We start from the raw sequence: 16,997 nt of genomic DNA, 5'->3' as shown, positions 1-16,997 counted from the left end.
TTCACCGGGACGAGTTGTTCCGCACCTCTGGTGCTCATCCCTGTTCACCCCCGTAACATCCAGGTGCTTGCCGTTGGCCGCGAGCGGGCCAGGGGCAACCCTTATTGCTGCAGAACACGTCAAGGAAAAACGGGGCTCCGTGGGTTCCATCGCAGCCAGGCGGTCCAGCCGGATCGATCGCCACCTTGGCCCTATGCCTCCTCGCCGGACCCGACACCGCTTTTCTTTGGTGAGGCGGGCACATCCGATGTTTGCTGTCCGCGGCCCTAGTGGTCATCGGGCTACAGACGCGCTACCGGGTTAGAATGCGGCCCCACCACGACACCACCGACCAGGCCCGGGCATCTAAGGGCATTTGTGTTCCGTCTACCGGCACCCGCCCTCACAGGACGGCCGCTGGCGTCGCTAGCCTGATTTCAAACCCTTCCCCAACTTTTAGGAGCGACCAGATGGCTCACCCCGCCTCCCTTGAGGAATTCACCGCGTTCGTCGACAAGTTCACTGCAAAGCGCGGATTCGATGACATTGCCACTACGTTGGGCATCGAGCCGCACGCTGTGACAGATTCCACCATCAGCATGTCCATGCCACTCCAAGACTCACTTGCCCAGGTCTCAGGCATGTTTTCCGCAGCAGCGCTCTTTGGCGCCGCGGACATCACCGGTACCTTGCTTGCCATGCAGAACTACGCCGGCAGCGGCCAGTTCCCGCTTGCCGTGCAGTCGAACATGAATTTCATGTCTAATTCCAAGGCATCCCCCGCGATCGCCACAGCCCGCATCCTGCGCGGCGGCAACACCGTAGCCGTAGCTGAAGTGTCGGTCAGTGACGCTGATGGCAAGCAGCTTCTGCACTCCACATTCACCTACGCCATCAAAGACCGCACGCTGGGCAACAAATAGCTACTCGTGATCTTCCGTCCCGCCCTGCGGAACGCTTGCCAGACGAACCACTAAGCGCAGGAGTGCAATGGGACTTAATCAATTCGGACGACTACACGCATCCAAAGGAGTTTCGTCATGACCCATGCCCTGGTGTGCATGTCACATACCCCTCTGCTCGAATACGCCAACCCGCCAGCGGACGTCAAAGCAGAAGTCGAATCAGCCTTCAACCAAGCGCGCGCTTTCGTAAAGGATTTCGACCCTGACCTCGTTGTTAACTTCGGCCCCGACCACTACAATGGATTTTTCTACGACCTAATGCCCCCGTTCTGCATCGGCTACGAAGCCCACGGAACGGGCGACTACGATTCCTTTTCAGGCAAACTGGTCGTCCCCACAGAGGTCGCTGAAGACCTCGCCCAATACGTTATCGACCAGGACGTCGATACGGCCATCTCCCGCCAGATGGAAGTCGACCACGGCGCAGTCCAACCCATGGAGATCCTGTACGACGGCGATGCTGCCGCTAAACCCCTGATTCCGATCTTTATCAACTCTGTCGCGCCGCCTTTCTCCAAGGTCCGCCGCGTGCGCCAGTTCGGCACCGCGGTCGGCGAGTACTTCAAAAACTCCGATAAGAAAATCCTGTTCATTGGTTCGGGTGGGCTTTCCCATGACCCGCCTGTTCCCCAGATCGCCACCGCCACCGCGGAACAGCGCCACCTCCTCACCAACGGCCGTCACCCCACTCCGGAAGCCCGCGCGGCGCGTCAGGAACGCACGATTGCCACAGCGAAAGCCTTCGCCCGTGGTGAAGCCGACATCATGGATCTGAACCCCGAATGGGACCGTGCGTTCCTTGACGTTTGCCGTTCCGGCGAAGTCTCCGGCTTCGACGCCTATGACCCGCATGAGATGAACCGCGTGGCAGGGCATTCCTCCCACGAAGTCCGCACCTGGGTAGCGGCCTACTCAGCCCTGCGGGCCTGCGGCGAATACGAGGTCACCTACGAGTTCTACAAACCCGTTAAGGAATACATCGCGGGCTTCGGCGTTACGACAGCGGTGCTGCGCTAATGACAAACCAATCCGCCCCCCTCAGCGATACGAACGCTCCTGCCACCGATCCGGTCCGGACCAGAAGGGAGCAGCTGGCCCACTTTGGGCAGGACCTGCTGGAAGCGACCGAATCCCTCACCCCGATAGCCCCCCTGCGAAACCGGCTGGAAGGAATGACACTGGCGGATGCCTATCACGTGCAAACCGTCCAGTTGGACCATCACACTGCAGGCGGACGCGTGCTGGCCGGCCGAAAGGTTGGGCTGACCTCCCTGGCCATGCAGAAACAGTTGGGTGTCGATTCGCCCGACTTTGGATTCTTCTTCGAGGACATGGTCTATGGCGATGGCGCGAACATTCCTGCATCCGCTTTTATTCAGCCCAAGGTGGAACCGGAATTCGGTTTCGTCCTCAAAGAAAAGCTACAGGGCCCCGGCGTTACCGTTGAGCAGGCTGCCGCTGCCATCGATGCCATCTACCCGGCCATCGAGATTATCGATTCACGCATCACCGATTGGGATATCAAGCTGGTGGACACCGTGGCAGACAACGCCTCCTGCGGCGCGATCGCTGTCGGTGCAAAACCGCTCGACCTTGATCCCTCGGCGCTGCTTGACACTCTGTGCTCGCTCGTGATCGACGGCGTTGTGACCGGCTCCGGAAACGGGGCGGACGTCATGGGTAACCCGGTTGCTCCGCTTGCCTGGCTGGCCAACGTCCTTGCCGACGAGGGCGTTGCCCTTGAAGCCGGTCAATTGATCCTCCCGGGCTCATTCACCAAGGCTGAGCCCGTCACTGCGGGCAGTACGGCCGTAGCGGACTTCGGACCACTCGGCTCACTGACCATTCACTTCACAGACTAAGGACCCCTATGGCAAAGAAAACAGCCGCCATTGTCGGCTCGGGAAACATTGGCACCGACCTGATGTTCAAAATTATGCGCCGCAGCAAGAACCTCGAGGTCAAGTACATGATCGGCGTCGACCCGGCCTCAGACGGGCTGGCCCGGGCCGATCGGCTGGGCATCACCACATCCGCAGAGGGTGTGGACTGGCTGCTGGCCCGGGACGAACTTCCTGACTTCGTCTTCGAGTGCACCTCAGCCAAAGCCCACGAAGCCAATGCCCCCAAATACAAAGCCGCGGGAATTCACGCGATCGATCTCACCCCTGCCGCCGTGGGACCGTACCTGTGCCCGATGGTGAACCTGGACTCGCTCGAAGATGTCCTGAACGTCAACATGATCACGTGCGCGGGCCAGGCGACCACACCGATCGTTGCCGCCGTGTCCTCCGTGGTCCCCGTCGAGTACGCAGAAATCGTTGCCTCCATTGCCTCCAAGTCGGCCGGTCCCGGAACTCGGGCAAACGTAGACGAGTTCACCGAAACCACCGCCAAGGCACTTCAGGAAGTTGGTGGCGCCAAGAAAGGCAAGGCCATCATCATCATCAACCCGGTCGAACCGCCCATGATCATGCGCAACACCATCTACGCCGCGATCCCGGCTGAAGCCGCCGAACCTGGGGAGCTGCAGGACAAGATCCGTGCAGCCATTGACAGTGCAGTCGCTGAAATCCAAGACTACGTTCCCGGCTACGCGCTTCGTGTTGAGCCGCAGTTCGACTCGGCGCGCGATGACTGGAACGGGAACGGCAGGGTGGGTGTCTGGGTTCAGGTCAAGGGTGCCGCTGACTACCTGCCCGAATACGCCGGCAACCTGGACATCATTACTGCTGCGGCCACCCGCACAGCTGACCTGCTGGCTGAGCGCATGGACGCAACCATTTCTTCAACACCTGTAGGAGCATAACCATGACCGTGACCCAGAACCTGAGCGTCCGGCTGACGGACACCACCCTTCGGGACGGCTCGCACGCGATGAGCCACAGATTCACCGAGCAGCACGTCCGTTCAGTGGTCCGTGCCCTTGATGACGCCAAAGTCGAAATCATCGAGGTTACGCACGGCGACGGCCTGGGCGGTTCTTCCTTCAACTACGGTTTCTCCCTCACACCGGAGCTGGACCTGGTGCGCACCGCCGTTGATGAAGCCCGGAATGCTAAAATCGCGGTGCTCATGCTCCCGGGCCTGGGCACCATCCACGACCTTAACCTCGCTCATGATGCCGGCGCTTCCGTTGCTCGCATCGCAACCCACAGCACCGAGGCTGACGTCTCTATACAGCACTTCCAGCACGCCCGCAAGCTGGGCATGGAAACCGTGGGCTTCTTGATGCTCTCCCACCGCACTACCCCGGAGAACCTGGCGAAGCAGGCCCGGATCATGGCTGATGCAGGCTGCCAGTGCGTCTACGTCGTGGACTCGGCCGGAGCCCTGATCCTTGAAGATGTCTCTGCCCGCGTCTCGGCACTTGTCGCCGAACTCGGAAACGACGCCCAGGTAGGCTTCCACGGCCACCAGAACCTCAGCTTCGGCGTTGCAAACTCCGTCTACGCCGCCCGCGCGGGAGCTAAACAGATCGACGGCACTTTGCTCGCCCTCGGTGCCGGCGCAGGAAACTCACCCACGGAAGTCCTCGCCGCAGCCTTCGAACGGCTCGATATCCACACCGGGGTAGACGTCCACGGCGTGATGTCTGCAGCCGAAGATGTGGTCAAGCCCATCATCATCCGCATGCCCATCATGGACCGCGCGTCCATCATGCAGGGCTATGCCGGCGTCTACTCATCCTTCCTCATCCACGCCGAACGCGCCGCGGAACGATACGGCGTCCCCGCCTGGCAAATCCTTGAAGAAATTGGCAAAGCCGGCTACGTCGGCGGCCAGGAAGACATGATCGTCGACGTCGCCGTACAGCTTGCATCCGGCGCCAGGGTCGCCTAGTCCCGTAAACGAGTGGCTGGCTCGATAGCAATTTTTTACGGGATGGTGTTGCCTCGGCCGCGGGCCCAAGCAGAGCGCTACCTCAGCGAACTGCGAACCGTCGTCGCTGAATTCGGCCTAGCGTTACTCGACTGACTGCATTTCAGCGACGAAGCGTCCAAGATGCTGACCAAAGATAATCCCAGACAGCGACCCACCCGCATCTTCGATCGCAATGCTGAGCTACAAAACGCTTGGACTCTGATCACGAGGCGGCGGTTCCCGGGGCTACTTCCACTCCCGTGGTTTGAACGCCGATAACCGTGATTCCGTAAAGCTACGGCCGAGGCCGGTAGGGGAGCGGGTCACTCCTGCTTGGCGTGGCGCAGGTTCTGGTAGACGGTTTCCCTGCTGATTCCATAGTTACGCGCAAGTAGGGCTTTCGGTACACCGCTGACGGCGCGCTGGAACAGTTCGGCGGCCCGTTCTGGTGTGAGGGTCTTTTTACGTCCTTTGTAGGCGCCGCGCTACTTGGCCAGGCGATACCTTCCCGCTGGCGTTCCCTGATGAGTGAGCGTTCGAATTCAGCGAAACACCAAGATTCTGGCGGACTCCGGCTGTTCGATGTCCCGTGCCTTGACTCGTTGCTGGATTTGATCGACGGTTCCTGCACCCCCGAGACTGACTTGCCCCAGGGCTTTGCCGGTGCCGATCACGTGTGCGTGACCGTCGACGAAACCGGGCACTACGAGCCGGTTCTCAAGGTCAATGATTTCGGCATTTGGGCGCAGCCGCTGTGCAGTGAAAGCGTCCCCCACGTAAAGGATCCGTTCGCCCTGGACAAGCAGGGCCTCCGCCCACCGCCGGGTGTCGGAGCTGAAGATGCGGGCGTTGATGTATAGCTGCGTGCTCACGCGGTGTGTTCCTTGCTGTTCGTTTGCTCGTTCCCCGCCTCGTCTAGGGCGTACCCCACGTCCAGCAGCAGTTTGTTGTCCCGCTCATGGCGTTGGTCGTTGTCAGGCTCTGGCCAGCTGGACAACTTCACAGTGACAGAGTCGGCACTCGGATCAACCCAGAGGTACTGCCCATGGATTCCGATACCGGTCACGATGCCGCGCTCGTGCCCTGTGCACCACCACTGTCTGGTATACGAACCGTGCGGATGGGTAGCAATAAAAGAGGCTCCGACCATCGCGTTCCGGTCTCCGCCTGCAAAGATCGCCTCGATCCAGTGCTTCGAAACGACCTTGCCGCCTGGCCCTTCGCCGTCCTCCAGCAACAACTGGCCCACACGGGCCAGGTCGCGTGCCGTACATGAAATCCCGCCGTTTGCGAAGCCGAAGCCCGAGGAATCGACGGTGATAGTGGCATCATGATCGGCATCGATCTTGGACCAGAGGTACTTCGATAGCGCTTCGGAGTAACGAAGCCCCGATACCCGTTCGATGATCCAGGCAAGGACGTCAGTGTTCGCTGAACAGTACTGGAACTTGCCCAGCTCACCGCCGCCCGTAAGCGTGGTCAAAAACGCGTATGTGTCATCCGGATCCTCTGCACGCGAACCGCGCCACCCGGAGGAGCGGTCGTGCGCCTGAACTTCGGAGGCTGGATCTTCGTAGTCTTCGTTGTAGATGATGCTGATGGACATGTCCAGCACATCCTGGACAGTTGGGCCGTCGAAGACGGAAGTGGAAAGTTCGGGAACATAGTCCACAACCTTGGCTGAAGGTTTTATGCTGCCCGCATCAATAAGCGCTCCAACAAGCAGGCCACACAAGGATTTGGACACGCTCATCAGCAAATGCCGGTCGTCAGGACCGAAGCCAGGACGGTAGTACTCGGCGATTACCTTCCCGCGTTGCAGGACAAGGAGAGCATCGGTGTAGGACTCTTCAAGGCGCTGCTGCAGATCGGGCATCACGGACGCCAGGTGGTTGAGTCGGACGGTTGGAGATTCGGGCGATGCCGGATGGCTGCGGGCGATCGTCGCCGTAGGGAGGATTTCGCCCAGATGGGAGAACGCCCACCTGTTGTTGGGAGCCTCCTGCCAGGTGTCCAGTGTTGGTTGGCCTGCCTGCGCCCCCGGGTAGCGGGCCGGGTGCGGTCCAGTGGCTGCGACGGCAACGGCATTGGTCACGCGGCCACCCCTTTCTGGACGGCACCTTCTGTGCACCGGCTAGCGAACGCCGAGCGCGTGCCCAGGACATATGTCACCGAGGTGACAACCAAGGAAACCGGCACCGAAAGGTCAACGTTGCCCATGGCCGTCGCCAAAGGACCGGTGTAGAGGCTGCTAGTCACAAACAATGAAGCTGCGGTGCCTCCGAGAACGACGGCAAATATGCCAGGAAGATTCCAGCCGCCCGTGTACCAGAACGGCGCCCCTGCTCGTTGGTCAAACAGTTCATGTCCGGCGTAGCGGTTACGGCGGAGGATGACATCAGTGGCAAAGATGGCCATGGTAGGCCCGGAAATCAGGACCAATAACTGCAGCATCAGGTTAACGGCTTCCAGCAGGCTCGTTGACATCACCAGGTAAATGGTTAGAGCGGTGCCAATTACACCCACGACCACCGCTGCCGGGATGCGTCGGATGGGGATTCCAATCGACTGAAATGCCATGCTCGCTGTGTAGGTGGTCATGCCATTGAGCGCGATGGTGTTAATAATGACGCCCACCACGAAAATCGGTCCGAGCCAGGACGGCAGCAGGGCCAGGAGCGCCGACTCGATACCCAGATCCATCGCTGCCGCGTCCACGCCAGTGGCCAGCAGGGCACCGACCGCTGTAAAGAACGTGGCCGGGAGAATTCCGCCCAGCGCGGTTGCCGCGATGATGTGGGATGGCTTGGTCGAGCGCGGCAAATAGCGTGCCATGTCAGGGCTGTTGGAAAACGAAAGGGGAGTGGAAGCAAGGATAGTGAAGCCAATGCTTATCGCTGCCCACAGCGGGATGCCCTGCAGTGGCTCGGATGGGGTGTAGCTCCAGTCGGCGTGAGGCAGAATGAAAGCAGTTGCCAGGAGGAAAATCACAAGCAGAATTACGGAGACCACGGCGTAGCTGCGGATGATCAGGCCATGGCCGAAAACCGCCACCAGGACGGTAACTGCAGCCACGATGATAGTGACGAGCACCGGTCCCAGGACTGGATCCGTGAAGCCAAGCTGTGTCAGGAGTTCTGCGCCCATGAATGACGATGCAAGCCAATTGAGCGCCAGGAAGACGGAAGAGAGAAACCAGCCGCAAAACGCGACAACAACCCTGTTTCCACGGATCCCATAGATCGCTCGGGTGATAACCGAACCGGAAGTCCCTGCTGCTGGGCCGCTGATGGCCACCAGGCCCGTGAGGATCCATGGAATGCCGCTGGCAACAATGACCAGGAAGGCCTGCCAAAGCTCCATTCCAAGCAGGATCATGGTCGCACCCATGGTGAAGCTCAGGAGACTGACGTTCGGCGCTGCCCAGACCGAGAAGAGGTCTCGGGCCCGTCCGCGGCGTTCAGCTGAGCCAATAAGTTCAATGCCCCGAGTCTCCGGCCGGTTCAATGCATCGTGGTGACTGACTAAATCAGTCCTAATGGGCTGGGACATGCTGTTCCTCTCAAGAAGTTGTGACACGACGATGCGGCCGCAATCATCAGCGCTGTTGGTCGTTTGACCAATGCGATATTGGTCACTTATCCAATAGACTGAATCCCATGATGTCAAGCTCCTCGGCCCAGCGCACTCGAAAGCTTCCAGAAGTACGCCGCGCGGAGATCGTCCACGAGGCCGCCTCCATTGCCTTATACGAGGGCCTCGAAGGGATCACTTTGCGTGCAGTAGCCGCCCGGCTGGGCGTACGACCCGGCCTGATCAGCCATTACTACCCCGTCGCAGAAGACTTGGTAATCGCCGCCTTCGTCGAAGCCGTGTCAGTAGAGCGGGAGGAACTTTTTCCCGAGCGGGGAGACCCGCTCTCCCGCATGGCGCACTTAATATCGCGTATCGAAAGCAATCAAGCCTTCGAGCTCTCACGCCTGTGGCTGAACGCTCGCCACCTCTGCCGATTCAGCCCCGCTTTGGCCGAGGCCCTGCAGGCTCAGGAATACCTGGACCGAATGCGGCTTACAACGCTCATCGAAGAGGGGGCCGCCGTTGGGAATTTCATAGTGGATGATCCCTTCGGTGCGAGCATCCGCATCCTTGTCGCTATCGACGGAGTTGGTGCTTATGCCAACAACCTAGGCGCCTTCGACTACGAAGCCTTTACCCGCTTTGTCACTGACGTCGCGGAGTGGTCACTGGGAGTCCCCGGAGGCGAGCTCCGCTCTACGGTGAATCGACAGCTGGAACGTCCGCAGTAGAGCACCGCGCACCGGGAGCGTGCCCGCGGACAGCCCATTTTGCAAATGCTTCGGAAGCGGGGTAGTGCTCGGCTTAGGTTCTCTCCAGGTATTGTTCCGCGATAGACCTTAGTGAATCCGGGCTCATCTCCGGTCCATGCCCTGGAAATACCGTTTCGACTTCCAGTTGTAACAGCCGCTCCATCGTTGCCCTGTAATCCGAGCGACTGGCGCCTCTGATGGTATCTAGCAGTGCTCCTTCGTAAACGGTATCGCCGGTAAAGAGCCATTTGCGGGTTGGGTCATAGAGGCAGATGCTGCCGGGCGAGTGGCCTGGGGTGGCCATAATTTCCAAGGGGAACTGCAAAGTGTTCAGGATGTCGCCATCTTGCAACAATTTGGTCGGTAAGGCTGGTTCGACTGAGTAGCTGTCGATGTCGTAGATAGGGTTGGGGAGTTTCCGTAGCATCGAGGCATCTTCCTCGGGACGGACTTCGATCCCGAGAATGTCGAGAGGACGCGTGTCCTCAGGGAAGTTGGGCCTGGCGCCGTTAGCGTTGTCGCTTCCGCGACATGGACGGCGATGTCCTCAAATTCGTGTGCCCCGCCGATGTGGTCCAAATGCGTGTGTGTAACGATGAGTTGTGGGTTTTGGTCAAACATTTCGGGTAATTGTGGCCGCAGGGGCGTTATACCGAGACCTGCGTCGATAACAACGTCGTGTTCATCCCCCTTAATCCACCAAATGTTTGATTGGAGCATGGGGTGAACGTGTGGCTCGGTGATCCGGCATCTACACCGAACTGCTCGTCGACATCATGCGTCCCGCTGAAATCGCCAATCTGGTTATTGACAAGCTCGACTTGGCCCTCATCGATCTTCTCCGCCAAGACGCCAGGGCTACCTACACGACCATGGCGGCAACGACGGGGGTGTCCACGGGAACCGCAAGGACAGGGGTCATGCGTATCCTCGCCAGGGGAATTGTCAGGATAGGGCTCAGTTTGCGCCCGGCATCCCAGGAGCGCGTGGTCAGGTTGGGTCTGGGCCTCAGGATTACCGGTCCGGCCACACGTCTCACGGAATCGTCGGAAAGGATTCCGGGATGCACCTTCCTGGCCTCAAGCATCGGCCAGCACGACGTCATTGCCACCGTTCACGGTGCTGACGGGAACTCGGTGCGCCGTGCGGCCGACCAGATCCGGGCCTTGCCTGAGGTTCGGAACGTGGAATCCTGGATCCATTTGAGAGTCCTCAAGGAGGAACATTGACTCTGCAGGCGGCAGCAAAGATGGACCGCGGCAGTGCCAATAGAGTGGACCCATGAGCCAGGCAGCACCCGCCCCAATAGCCCGTCGCAAGGACCCGGAGGACCGCAGGAGGGAGATCGTCAAGGCCGCGGCCGCCTTGGGACTGAAAGAGGGGCTGGGACGTGTGACAGCCCGGCGGGTCGCCGAACGCATTGGAGTGAGGTCCGGGCTCGTCATGCACTACTTCAGCACTGTCGACGCACTGATCACTGCGGCGTTCACGCAACTCGCAGAGGCGGAGCGCATTACATTGAACCGCGCAATGGAACAGCAACCAACCTGCACGGCGCAGGTTCTGACGGTCCTCCGCGCCTACACCGATTCGACCAGGGACGAGATGGGACTCCTCTGGTTGGACGCATGGAGGCAGGCGGCCGACCGGCCGATGCTGCGCCAGGCAGTGATCAACCAGATGGAGCGCGACGTCGAGACGCTCGAAGCGGCAATAACCGTAGGCGTTGACGCGGGAGAATTCAAAGTCGACGCCCCAGCGCGGGCAGCTATTCGCATCCTGGCATTGTTGGACGGCCAAGTGGCGGCCTCCGCCATCCGGACAGCTCTCTCAGAGTCCTCCCTTGACTACCCCGCGGTACAGGAAATGCTCTTCGCGACAGCCGAGCGCGAGCTGGGTGTCCGTCCGGGCACTTTTACTTCCTAAAGCAAGCAAAAGTGGACATCAGAGCCATCCGCTGCACACATCCTTCCGGTATCTAACTATGGTTCTTCACGGTCAGAGCCGGCACCTGCAATTGGGTACTTCATAGTACTTTCGTGAATACTATCGCTATTGACCTATGGGTCAATAGCTGGCTACTGTTCCTTTGACTCTTACAAGACTTGCAAGGGAGCAAGGGATGTCCGCACAAATTCAAGCAGTAGCGGCCGGCAACCGTGCAGGCCAGATCGAAACCCACGGAACGGACTACGTGCCAGAGGGCGAACGCCGCGGGTCACCGCGCTCACTCTTTGCTGTCTGGGCCGGATCAAACATCACGTACCTCTACTTTGTCCTTGGAGGCCTCATGGTCCTTCTGGGGCTTAATGTTTGGCAGGCGATACTGGTGATTCTCGCCGGGAACATCGCCTGGCTAGGGGTGGGCTATCTGTCCATCAGCGGACCGGCGTCCGGAAGTCCCAGCGAAGTCATCGCCCGGGCATTTTTCGGTGTTAATGGCAATAGGGTTGTCCAGTTTGTGGTGGGGTGGCTTGTCGGAGTGCTCTATGAGGCGATCAACCTATCGGTCGGCGCGATGGCCGGGTTCGCGCTGGTTGAGCAGTTCATGGGAGACGCACCAGTGCTGATCAAGATATTGATTGTTGTGGTGCTGGCGGCTATCACCTTCACTATCGGCGTCTTCGGCCACGCCACCATCCTCAAGCTTGGCCCCTGGTTCAGTTGGACCCTGCTCGCCGCTTTGGCGCTTTTGGCTTTCTTCGTCGTGAGCCGCGCCAACTTCAACTACGTCCCTGAAGCCGGTGTACTTTCGGGCGTGCCGCTGTGGGTCGTGGCTGCGGGGGGTTTTGCCATTATCGCCTCGGGACCGTTGTCCTGGCAGGTCGGCGCTGATTACTCGCGTTACTTGCCGGCAGCGACAAGTTCACGTGCCACGGCGCTGTGGACGGCCTTGGGGGGATTTATTCCGTCCTCGGGAATCGCGATCCTGGGTGTCCTGGCAGGCACCGTCATCGATATGAGCACCCCGGAAGTAGCGATGGCCCAAATTCTGCCTCCCTGGTTCTACTCGGTGTTCCTCCTCGTCATCGTCATAGGCTCCGTCGCCAACAACGCCCTCACCGCGTACAGCACAGGCTTGGCGCTGCTCGCCACCGGCGTCCCGTGGAAGCGATCGGTAACAGTCATTTTCGATGCAGTTGTTGCCGTCGGAACCACCCTTTACGCGGTGCTCGTAGTGAACTTCCTCGACGCGGTTTCCGGGATGCTCGAAGCAACGCTGGCCCTCTTGGCCCCGGCCATGGCAATCTACGCAGTGGATACATTCCTGCGCCGGAACCGATATGACGGACCAGCCCTGCAGGACACAAGCTCACGCAGCAAATACTGGTTCCATGGCGGTTTCAACCTTGGCGGGTGTGGCGCGCTGCTTATTGGCAGTTTCGGTACCTTTCTTTGCCTCAGCACTACCTTCTACACCGGACCGATCACCAACGCGCTGGGCGGAATGAACATCTCCATCTTTGTCGGAGCTATTCTTGGCGGTGGCATTTACGCAGCTGTTGAAGGCCCTCAGGCCCGCCGGGTATTGCACGAACGACAGAACCTCGTGACCGATCCCAATGGCGAACAGGTGGTCCTGTGAGCTGGAACCTGGAAGTCGCCCAAGCCTGGTATCGCACCGAGCACGTATCGGAGACGATCACCCGTATCGATGAACCCCACGTCCATGAACTCCTTCAAGCCAACATCTGGCACGTCCGGGGCCGGGATCGCGACCTTGTCATAGACGCAGGCCTCGGGGTTGCATCTCTGCAGCAAGCCCTTCCTGAACTCTTCGCCAACAACCCCATCCTCGTAGTAAGCCACGCCCACCTTGACCATGCCGGGGCCGCCCACGAATTCAAGGACCGCCGCGCTCACCCAGCAGAATCTATGGGCCAGGGAATCGTCGGTTCACTTCGCGGCCCGGTACTTGCCAAACAATTGGGACTGGACTGGCCAGACGCCGACGAATACCTGCTCGCCGCGCTGCCATTCGACGGGTACGATCCCGACAGCTACGCCATCAAGCCCGCCCCGATCACTCACCCTCTCACGGAGGGTGACCTCATCGACCTCGGGGATCGGCAGTTTCGGGTCCTTCATCTGCCCGGCCACACCCCAGGCAGCATTTGCCTCTTCGATGAAGCCAGCGGAGTTCTCTTCAGCGGTGATGTCCTGTACGACGACATCTTGCTCGATGAACTCCACGAATCGAATATCGAGGATTACATTAGCAGCATGATCCGCCTCAACTCCCTGCCCGTGCACGTTGTGCATCCCGGACATGGGGCAAGCTTCGGCGCCGTTAGAATGCGGGAACTCATTCATATCTATCTTCAAGACAGGGCACCACACCTGAGCATCCATCACCCTTAATAGCGGGGGTATGTTTCTTTCTCCATCGGATAGGGCAGTTCTCTATATGAACGTCAGTCAAGTATCTGGCGATACTCCCCAGCGTCTTGACGGCCGGACCAGATCCCATCCGGAAATTCCCCCACTTCAGATCGGTAGAAAGCCATTGATTGCGACCCATCGATTAACCCGGGAAGGGCAGCTGAGCCTAGCTTGTAGTCCAAGGACAAATCCAACCCCGGTTGAGTGCCACTTTCTCGTGTGAGAAGGATGTTAGTACCTATGACAGTTCTTGCCCCACTTCATACGTCATTAGACAGAGTTGAGGTAGAAGTTCAGAACTCATCCCAGCTGGACGATGCTCTCAATGGAGCAGTGGAGAACATCAAAGACGCGGCCATTGCTCAGCCCGTTGGAATCCTCGTGACGCGCACCCGCCCTGGTATATACACCGTGCAAATCCACCAAGCAGTCCCGTTCGGGCTCATTCGCCAACAGCACCAACCGCCGGGAGAGGGTCCTGATGCATAGATCGGCAAAGCGACAACTTGAACCGCTCACCTATGAAGACTGGGTTGACCTAGAGAACGGTGATCGTGTCGCTCTCAGGCGACCGGGCCGCCCTACTGAGCTGGCGACAGTAAACGGAATAGCGGACGACGCCCGCTTCTTCTGGATGCGGCCCGATGGACAGGAGCGACGGCTAATATTTGAAGGAGACGAAATAGAAGTATTTAGGCTCAACGCCTAAGCCTTGATCAAATTGTTGATCGGGAGCATTGGCGGCGGTCTAAACAGAGAATGCTCTTCCCCTTAGGGAAAGTGGAGCTTTTCTAGATCCTGCTGTCCGTTTTCAATATAGATATCGGCGTCGACGTGGGAACTGACAAGTTGGATGAGAGGAATCTGTCGGATTTTTCTCATTCAAATCGCCATTTCCGCAAATTGGCGAAGTGATTGCAGCATGCCTGGCTTCAGACCTTCTCCAGTCACCGAAAGGGCAAGATCGGGATGACAGGTTGGGTGAGAAACGTGTCCGGTGTCAGTGGATTTCGCAGTGCTGACATCGGAAAATGCCAGTCGCCTTGCGACGATCGGGCACTTTGATTGTCCCTGGATCTGTCATTTCCCTATACACGTAGAGTACGTCCTGGGTGGTTGAATTTGCTCCGAGGCTAAGCGCGTCCAGCAAAGTCCGCTGCCATATTCGTTGACACAAGAACCTCAAATCCGTAGAAACCGAAAGCAAATAACCAGAGATCAGAAAGCAAATTCTTTTGCCGCATCAAAGGCCAGGCCAATCTCCTCAAACCACTCATACGCCTTGCACCGGAACGGCGACGATCCGGTTTCGCCAAATTGCACCATCGCCAGAGCTCGCGGCGGCGAGTTCACACTGTCCGGAACCCCAGAAAACGGCACCACTGACACGATCAGCTTCCCAGCTGGCTCACCCAACACCCCGACGACTAAAACCCGAATCTGACGCCGCGGGCTGCCAAGCCGGCGGCCCGCGGCTGTCGGCGCCAGAACCCCGCAGCGACGCCTCACATCCGAGGAGGCGTCCCGATGTCGCATACCGTTCTGAAGGCGGACCTGTGGCGTGTGGGCGGAACCGGTAATAGCGGGGGTGGTTAGCGTTGCCGGTCCAGAGCCAGGACGGATCCAGATTGGGTTCCTGCCGCCGTCGGAGGTTGTTGAATAGGGCGATGAAGGGCAGCAGCAACAGTCGCAGTACATCGCCGGCGATGAGCAGGACGACGAGCAACACGATGACAGGCAAGAACAGGATGAACGCCGCTCCCGTAGCCGCAATGTATTCAGTCGCGTAGCTGAGGATGGTTCCTGTTTCGATGACGGGTTCCTCCCCCAGTCCATTTCGGGGCGCGCACCGATAACCGATGTTATGTCGTGTTGACGGAAACGTCCGCACAAAAGAGCCCGCGATTTTGGTGCGGCAAAGGCCAATTCCCCCGTCATCAACCAGACCGCGCCGCCTCGTCAGGGGCAGCCCGTCGGCACGAGCAGGACGGCCAGGACATGACCGGATAAACTCTCGGCGGATTGCCGCTTCAAACCCTCAAGCCAACGCGTTGTTAGTTCCGTTCAGGGGCGGTAGGTGCGCTAGCATGTGGGTATTCACCAAATTCACCCCTTTGCCTGAATTCACCAAATTCACCTAGATTCACCTGATCCTGGAGAGAGCTAAGTGCCCACGCCCGAGAACCCCTTCAGGCCCACCGCCGGGGCCACCCCTCCGGAAGTCATCGGCCGTTCCGGGCTTCTTGACGAGTTCGAATATGGCCTGGAGCTAGGTTCGGGTGCGCCGGGTTTGCTGTCCATCTTCACTGGCGCCCGGGGTATCGGGAAGACGGTCATGCTGGGGGCGGCCCACGACGTCGCACGCGAACACGGGTGGGCTGTCATTGCTGAGACTGCCACCGGCACGTTCATGGGTCGCATCGGGGAAAAGATGCGCCGGCTGACCCAGGAACTGGCCGACAACCCTGAATCCCGCCGTCGGATCACCGGGGTGTCAATCGCAGGTTTCAGCGTCACCTCCCAGCTGACGCCCGAACGCCAGGTCGACTGGCGAGAACTGGGAGAAGCCCTTCTCACCCTCCTTGATGAACGCGGAACGGGTCTGCTGATCACGGTTGATGAGATCCACGCCGCAGACCGCGCCGAGCTCGCCCAACTGGCCGCCAACGTACAACACTTCATCCAGGACCGGCTGCCCATCGCGTTGATCTTCGCGGGACTGCCCTCAGCAGTATCGGACCTACTCAACGAAGGTGTTGCGACATTCCTTCGCAGGGCCGACAAAATCGACCTGCACGCCGCGGCCATCCTCGACGTCGAGAAGTCCTACACCGACACGTTCGCCGCTGCAGACATCAACATCGCACCTGGACTGGTCCGTGCGGCAGCAGCAGCCACAGGCGGATACCCCTTCCTGATCCAACTCATCGGCTACTTCCTCTGGCGAGAAGCCGAGAAGAACAATGGACAGCTCTCAGCCGATGCGGTCGACAGAGCCATAACTGCCGGCATCCGACGCAACGAACGCGTCGTCATTGAAGCAGCCTTGGCGGCCGCCTCGGCCAAGGACCGGGAGTTCCTCCATGCCATGTCCATCGATGACGGCCCTTCAACGGCGGCCAACATCATAGAGCGCACAGGATCCCGACCAACCCTCGTTGCGAAATACAGGAACCGCCTCCTCGACGCAGGGCTCATTGAATCAACCGGACACGGCAGAGTTGACTACGCCATTCCCGGCCTCCGAGAGTACCTTCGCAAGAACCCCGACACCTAACGCCACAGTAAACCTCTTTCGGCGATGCGGGACTGCCCACACCCGACTCCCCCGGGACGTGACGCTGAGCCGCATAACGGACGTTCCGTCAGCCTACGAGTTTTACTGCTTTGTCCGGGCATCGGAACTCCGGCCAAGAGCGGTAGGCCGGAGTTCCTTATCCAAACGCTACATCCCGTTTTTGAAGTTCGCTAGGAGTGA

At 59.4% G+C, this 16,997-nt stretch carries 15 protein-coding genes and 2 pseudogenes; 11 read left to right on the top strand and 6 right to left on the bottom strand.

Annotated elements, in window-relative coordinates; translation table 11 throughout:
• Positions 1 to 449: 449 nt before the first annotated feature.
• The 5 genes from QRM57_RS19900 to dmpG all read left to right on the top strand — a co-directional run bounded on the left by QRM57_RS19900 (position 450) and on the right by dmpG (position 4,787).
• On the top strand, positions 450 to 902 hold the full coding sequence (locus QRM57_RS19900; RefSeq protein ID WP_284987898.1) for a PaaI family thioesterase: 453 nt from the start codon (positions 450 to 452) through the stop codon (positions 900 to 902).
• Positions 903 to 1,019: 117 nt separating this feature from the next.
• On the top strand, positions 1,020 to 1,961 hold the full coding sequence (locus tag QRM57_RS19895; RefSeq protein ID WP_284987897.1) for a 3-carboxyethylcatechol 2,3-dioxygenase: 942 nt from the start codon (positions 1,020 to 1,022) through the stop codon (positions 1,959 to 1,961).
• Positions 1,961 to 2,806: a 2-keto-4-pentenoate hydratase gene (locus QRM57_RS19890; protein ID WP_284987896.1), complete on the top strand. Its 846-nt coding sequence runs from the start codon at positions 1,961 to 1,963 to the stop codon at positions 2,804 to 2,806. The genes QRM57_RS19895 and QRM57_RS19890 overlap by 1 nt, the downstream gene beginning before the upstream one ends.
• Positions 2,807 to 2,814: 8 nt before the next feature.
• Positions 2,815 to 3,753 (top strand): acetaldehyde dehydrogenase (acetylating), encoded by a 939-nt coding sequence (locus QRM57_RS19885; RefSeq protein WP_284987895.1) that lies wholly within the window; start codon positions 2,815 to 2,817, stop codon positions 3,751 to 3,753.
• Between the two features lie 2 nt (positions 3,754 to 3,755).
• Positions 3,756 to 4,787 (top strand): 4-hydroxy-2-oxovalerate aldolase, encoded by a 1,032-nt coding sequence (gene dmpG / locus QRM57_RS19880; protein WP_284987893.1) that lies wholly within the window; start codon positions 3,756 to 3,758, stop codon positions 4,785 to 4,787.
• A 344-nt stretch (positions 4,788 to 5,131) separates the two neighbouring features.
• Here dmpG and QRM57_RS19875 read toward each other — a convergent pair.
• The 4 genes and pseudogenes from QRM57_RS19875 to QRM57_RS19860 all read right to left on the bottom strand — a co-directional run.
• A pseudogene (locus QRM57_RS19875) lies at positions 5,132 to 5,358 on the bottom strand (helix-turn-helix domain-containing protein); the annotation flags it as partial.
• Positions 5,351 to 5,584 carry an amidohydrolase family protein gene (locus tag QRM57_RS19870; protein WP_284987916.1) on the bottom strand — a complete coding sequence of 78 codons (234 nt, stop codon included), beginning with the start codon at positions 5,582 to 5,584 and terminating at the stop codon, positions 5,351 to 5,353. The pseudogene QRM57_RS19875 and the gene QRM57_RS19870, both read right to left, overlap by 8 nt.
• Before the next feature lie 92 nt (positions 5,585 to 5,676).
• Complete coding sequence (locus QRM57_RS19865; RefSeq protein ID WP_284987892.1) at positions 5,677 to 6,903, bottom strand: serine hydrolase domain-containing protein; 1,227 nt, start codon at positions 6,901 to 6,903, stop codon at positions 5,677 to 5,679.
• Entirely contained in the window at positions 6,900 to 8,360 is a 1,461-nt protein-coding gene (locus QRM57_RS19860; RefSeq protein ID WP_284987891.1) for a purine-cytosine permease family protein, read from the bottom strand. The genes QRM57_RS19865 and QRM57_RS19860 overlap by 4 nt, the downstream gene beginning before the upstream one ends.
• A gap of 107 nt (positions 8,361 to 8,467) precedes the next feature.
• Here QRM57_RS19860 and QRM57_RS19855 point away from each other — a divergent pair, with 107 nt between their 5' ends.
• Positions 8,468 to 9,115 carry a TetR/AcrR family transcriptional regulator gene (locus tag QRM57_RS19855; protein ID WP_284987890.1) on the top strand — a complete coding sequence of 216 codons (648 nt, stop codon included), beginning with the start codon at positions 8,468 to 8,470 and terminating at the stop codon, positions 9,113 to 9,115.
• A gap of 73 nt (positions 9,116 to 9,188) precedes the next feature.
• Here the strand turns inward: QRM57_RS19855 and QRM57_RS19850 are convergent, their stop codons facing one another.
• Entirely contained in the window at positions 9,189 to 9,593 is a 405-nt protein-coding gene (locus tag QRM57_RS19850) for an MBL fold metallo-hydrolase (RefSeq protein WP_502868672.1), read from the bottom strand.
• A gap of 80 nt (positions 9,594 to 9,673) precedes the next feature.
• Positions 9,674 to 9,856, bottom strand: a pseudogene (locus tag QRM57_RS21085) (MBL fold metallo-hydrolase); the annotation flags it as partial.
• Positions 9,857 to 9,912: 56 nt separating this feature from the next.
• Between QRM57_RS21085 and QRM57_RS19845 the strand changes: the two are divergent.
• The 5 genes from QRM57_RS19845 (at position 9,913) to QRM57_RS19825 (ending at position 16,796) form a co-directional block, all read left to right on the top strand.
• Positions 9,913 to 10,365 carry an Lrp/AsnC family transcriptional regulator gene (locus tag QRM57_RS19845; protein ID WP_284987888.1) on the top strand — a complete coding sequence of 151 codons (453 nt, stop codon included), beginning with the start codon at positions 9,913 to 9,915 and terminating at the stop codon, positions 10,363 to 10,365.
• A 52-nt stretch (positions 10,366 to 10,417) separates the two neighbouring features.
• Positions 10,418 to 11,062, top strand: coding sequence for a TetR/AcrR family transcriptional regulator (locus QRM57_RS19840; protein ID WP_284987887.1), 645 nt, complete (start codon positions 10,418 to 10,420; stop codon positions 11,060 to 11,062).
• A gap of 196 nt (positions 11,063 to 11,258) precedes the next feature.
• Complete coding sequence (locus QRM57_RS19835; protein ID WP_284987886.1) at positions 11,259 to 12,722, top strand: purine-cytosine permease family protein; 1,464 nt, start codon at positions 11,259 to 11,261, stop codon at positions 12,720 to 12,722.
• Entirely contained in the window at positions 12,719 to 13,498 is a 780-nt protein-coding gene (locus QRM57_RS19830) for an MBL fold metallo-hydrolase (RefSeq protein ID WP_284987885.1), read from the top strand. The genes QRM57_RS19835 and QRM57_RS19830 overlap by 4 nt, the downstream gene beginning before the upstream one ends.
• A gap of 2,188 nt (positions 13,499 to 15,686) precedes the next feature.
• A complete protein-coding gene (locus tag QRM57_RS19825) occupies positions 15,687 to 16,796 on the top strand; it encodes an ATP-binding protein (protein ID WP_284987884.1) in 1,110 nt (369 codons plus the stop codon).
• Positions 16,797 to 16,997: the final 201 nt, after the last annotated feature.

Origin of the sequence: Arthrobacter sp. fls2-241-R2A-172 (genome assembly GCF_030208885.1) — a bacterium.
Lineage (GTDB): Bacteria > Actinomycetota > Actinomycetes > Actinomycetales > Micrococcaceae > Arthrobacter.
This window is presented reverse-complemented; position numbering and strand designations above follow the sequence as displayed.

Excerpts from the sequence above, each read along its gene's own strand:
- QRM57_RS19900 (WP_284987898.1), top strand. The coding sequence starts at position 450 with ATGGCTCACCCCGCCTCCCTTGAGGAATTCACCGCGTTCGTCGACAAG.
- QRM57_RS19895 (WP_284987897.1), top strand. The coding sequence starts at position 1,020 with ATGACCCATGCCCTGGTGTGCATGTCACATACCCCTCTGCTCGAATAC.
- QRM57_RS19890 (WP_284987896.1), top strand. The coding sequence starts at position 1,961 with ATGACAAACCAATCCGCCCCCCTCAGCGATACGAACGCTCCTGCCACC.
- QRM57_RS19885 (WP_284987895.1), top strand. The coding sequence starts at position 2,815 with ATGGCAAAGAAAACAGCCGCCATTGTCGGCTCGGGAAACATTGGCACC.
- dmpG (WP_284987893.1), top strand. The coding sequence starts at position 3,756 with ATGACCGTGACCCAGAACCTGAGCGTCCGGCTGACGGACACCACCCTT.
- QRM57_RS19860 (WP_284987891.1), bottom strand. The coding sequence starts at position 8,360 with ATGTCCCAGCCCATTAGGACTGATTTAGTCAGTCACCACGATGCATTG.
- QRM57_RS19855 (WP_284987890.1), top strand. The coding sequence starts at position 8,468 with ATGATGTCAAGCTCCTCGGCCCAGCGCACTCGAAAGCTTCCAGAAGTA.
- QRM57_RS19845 (WP_284987888.1), top strand. The coding sequence starts at position 9,913 with ATGCGTCCCGCTGAAATCGCCAATCTGGTTATTGACAAGCTCGACTTG.
- QRM57_RS19840 (WP_284987887.1), top strand. The coding sequence starts at position 10,418 with ATGAGCCAGGCAGCACCCGCCCCAATAGCCCGTCGCAAGGACCCGGAG.
- QRM57_RS19835 (WP_284987886.1), top strand. The coding sequence starts at position 11,259 with ATGTCCGCACAAATTCAAGCAGTAGCGGCCGGCAACCGTGCAGGCCAG.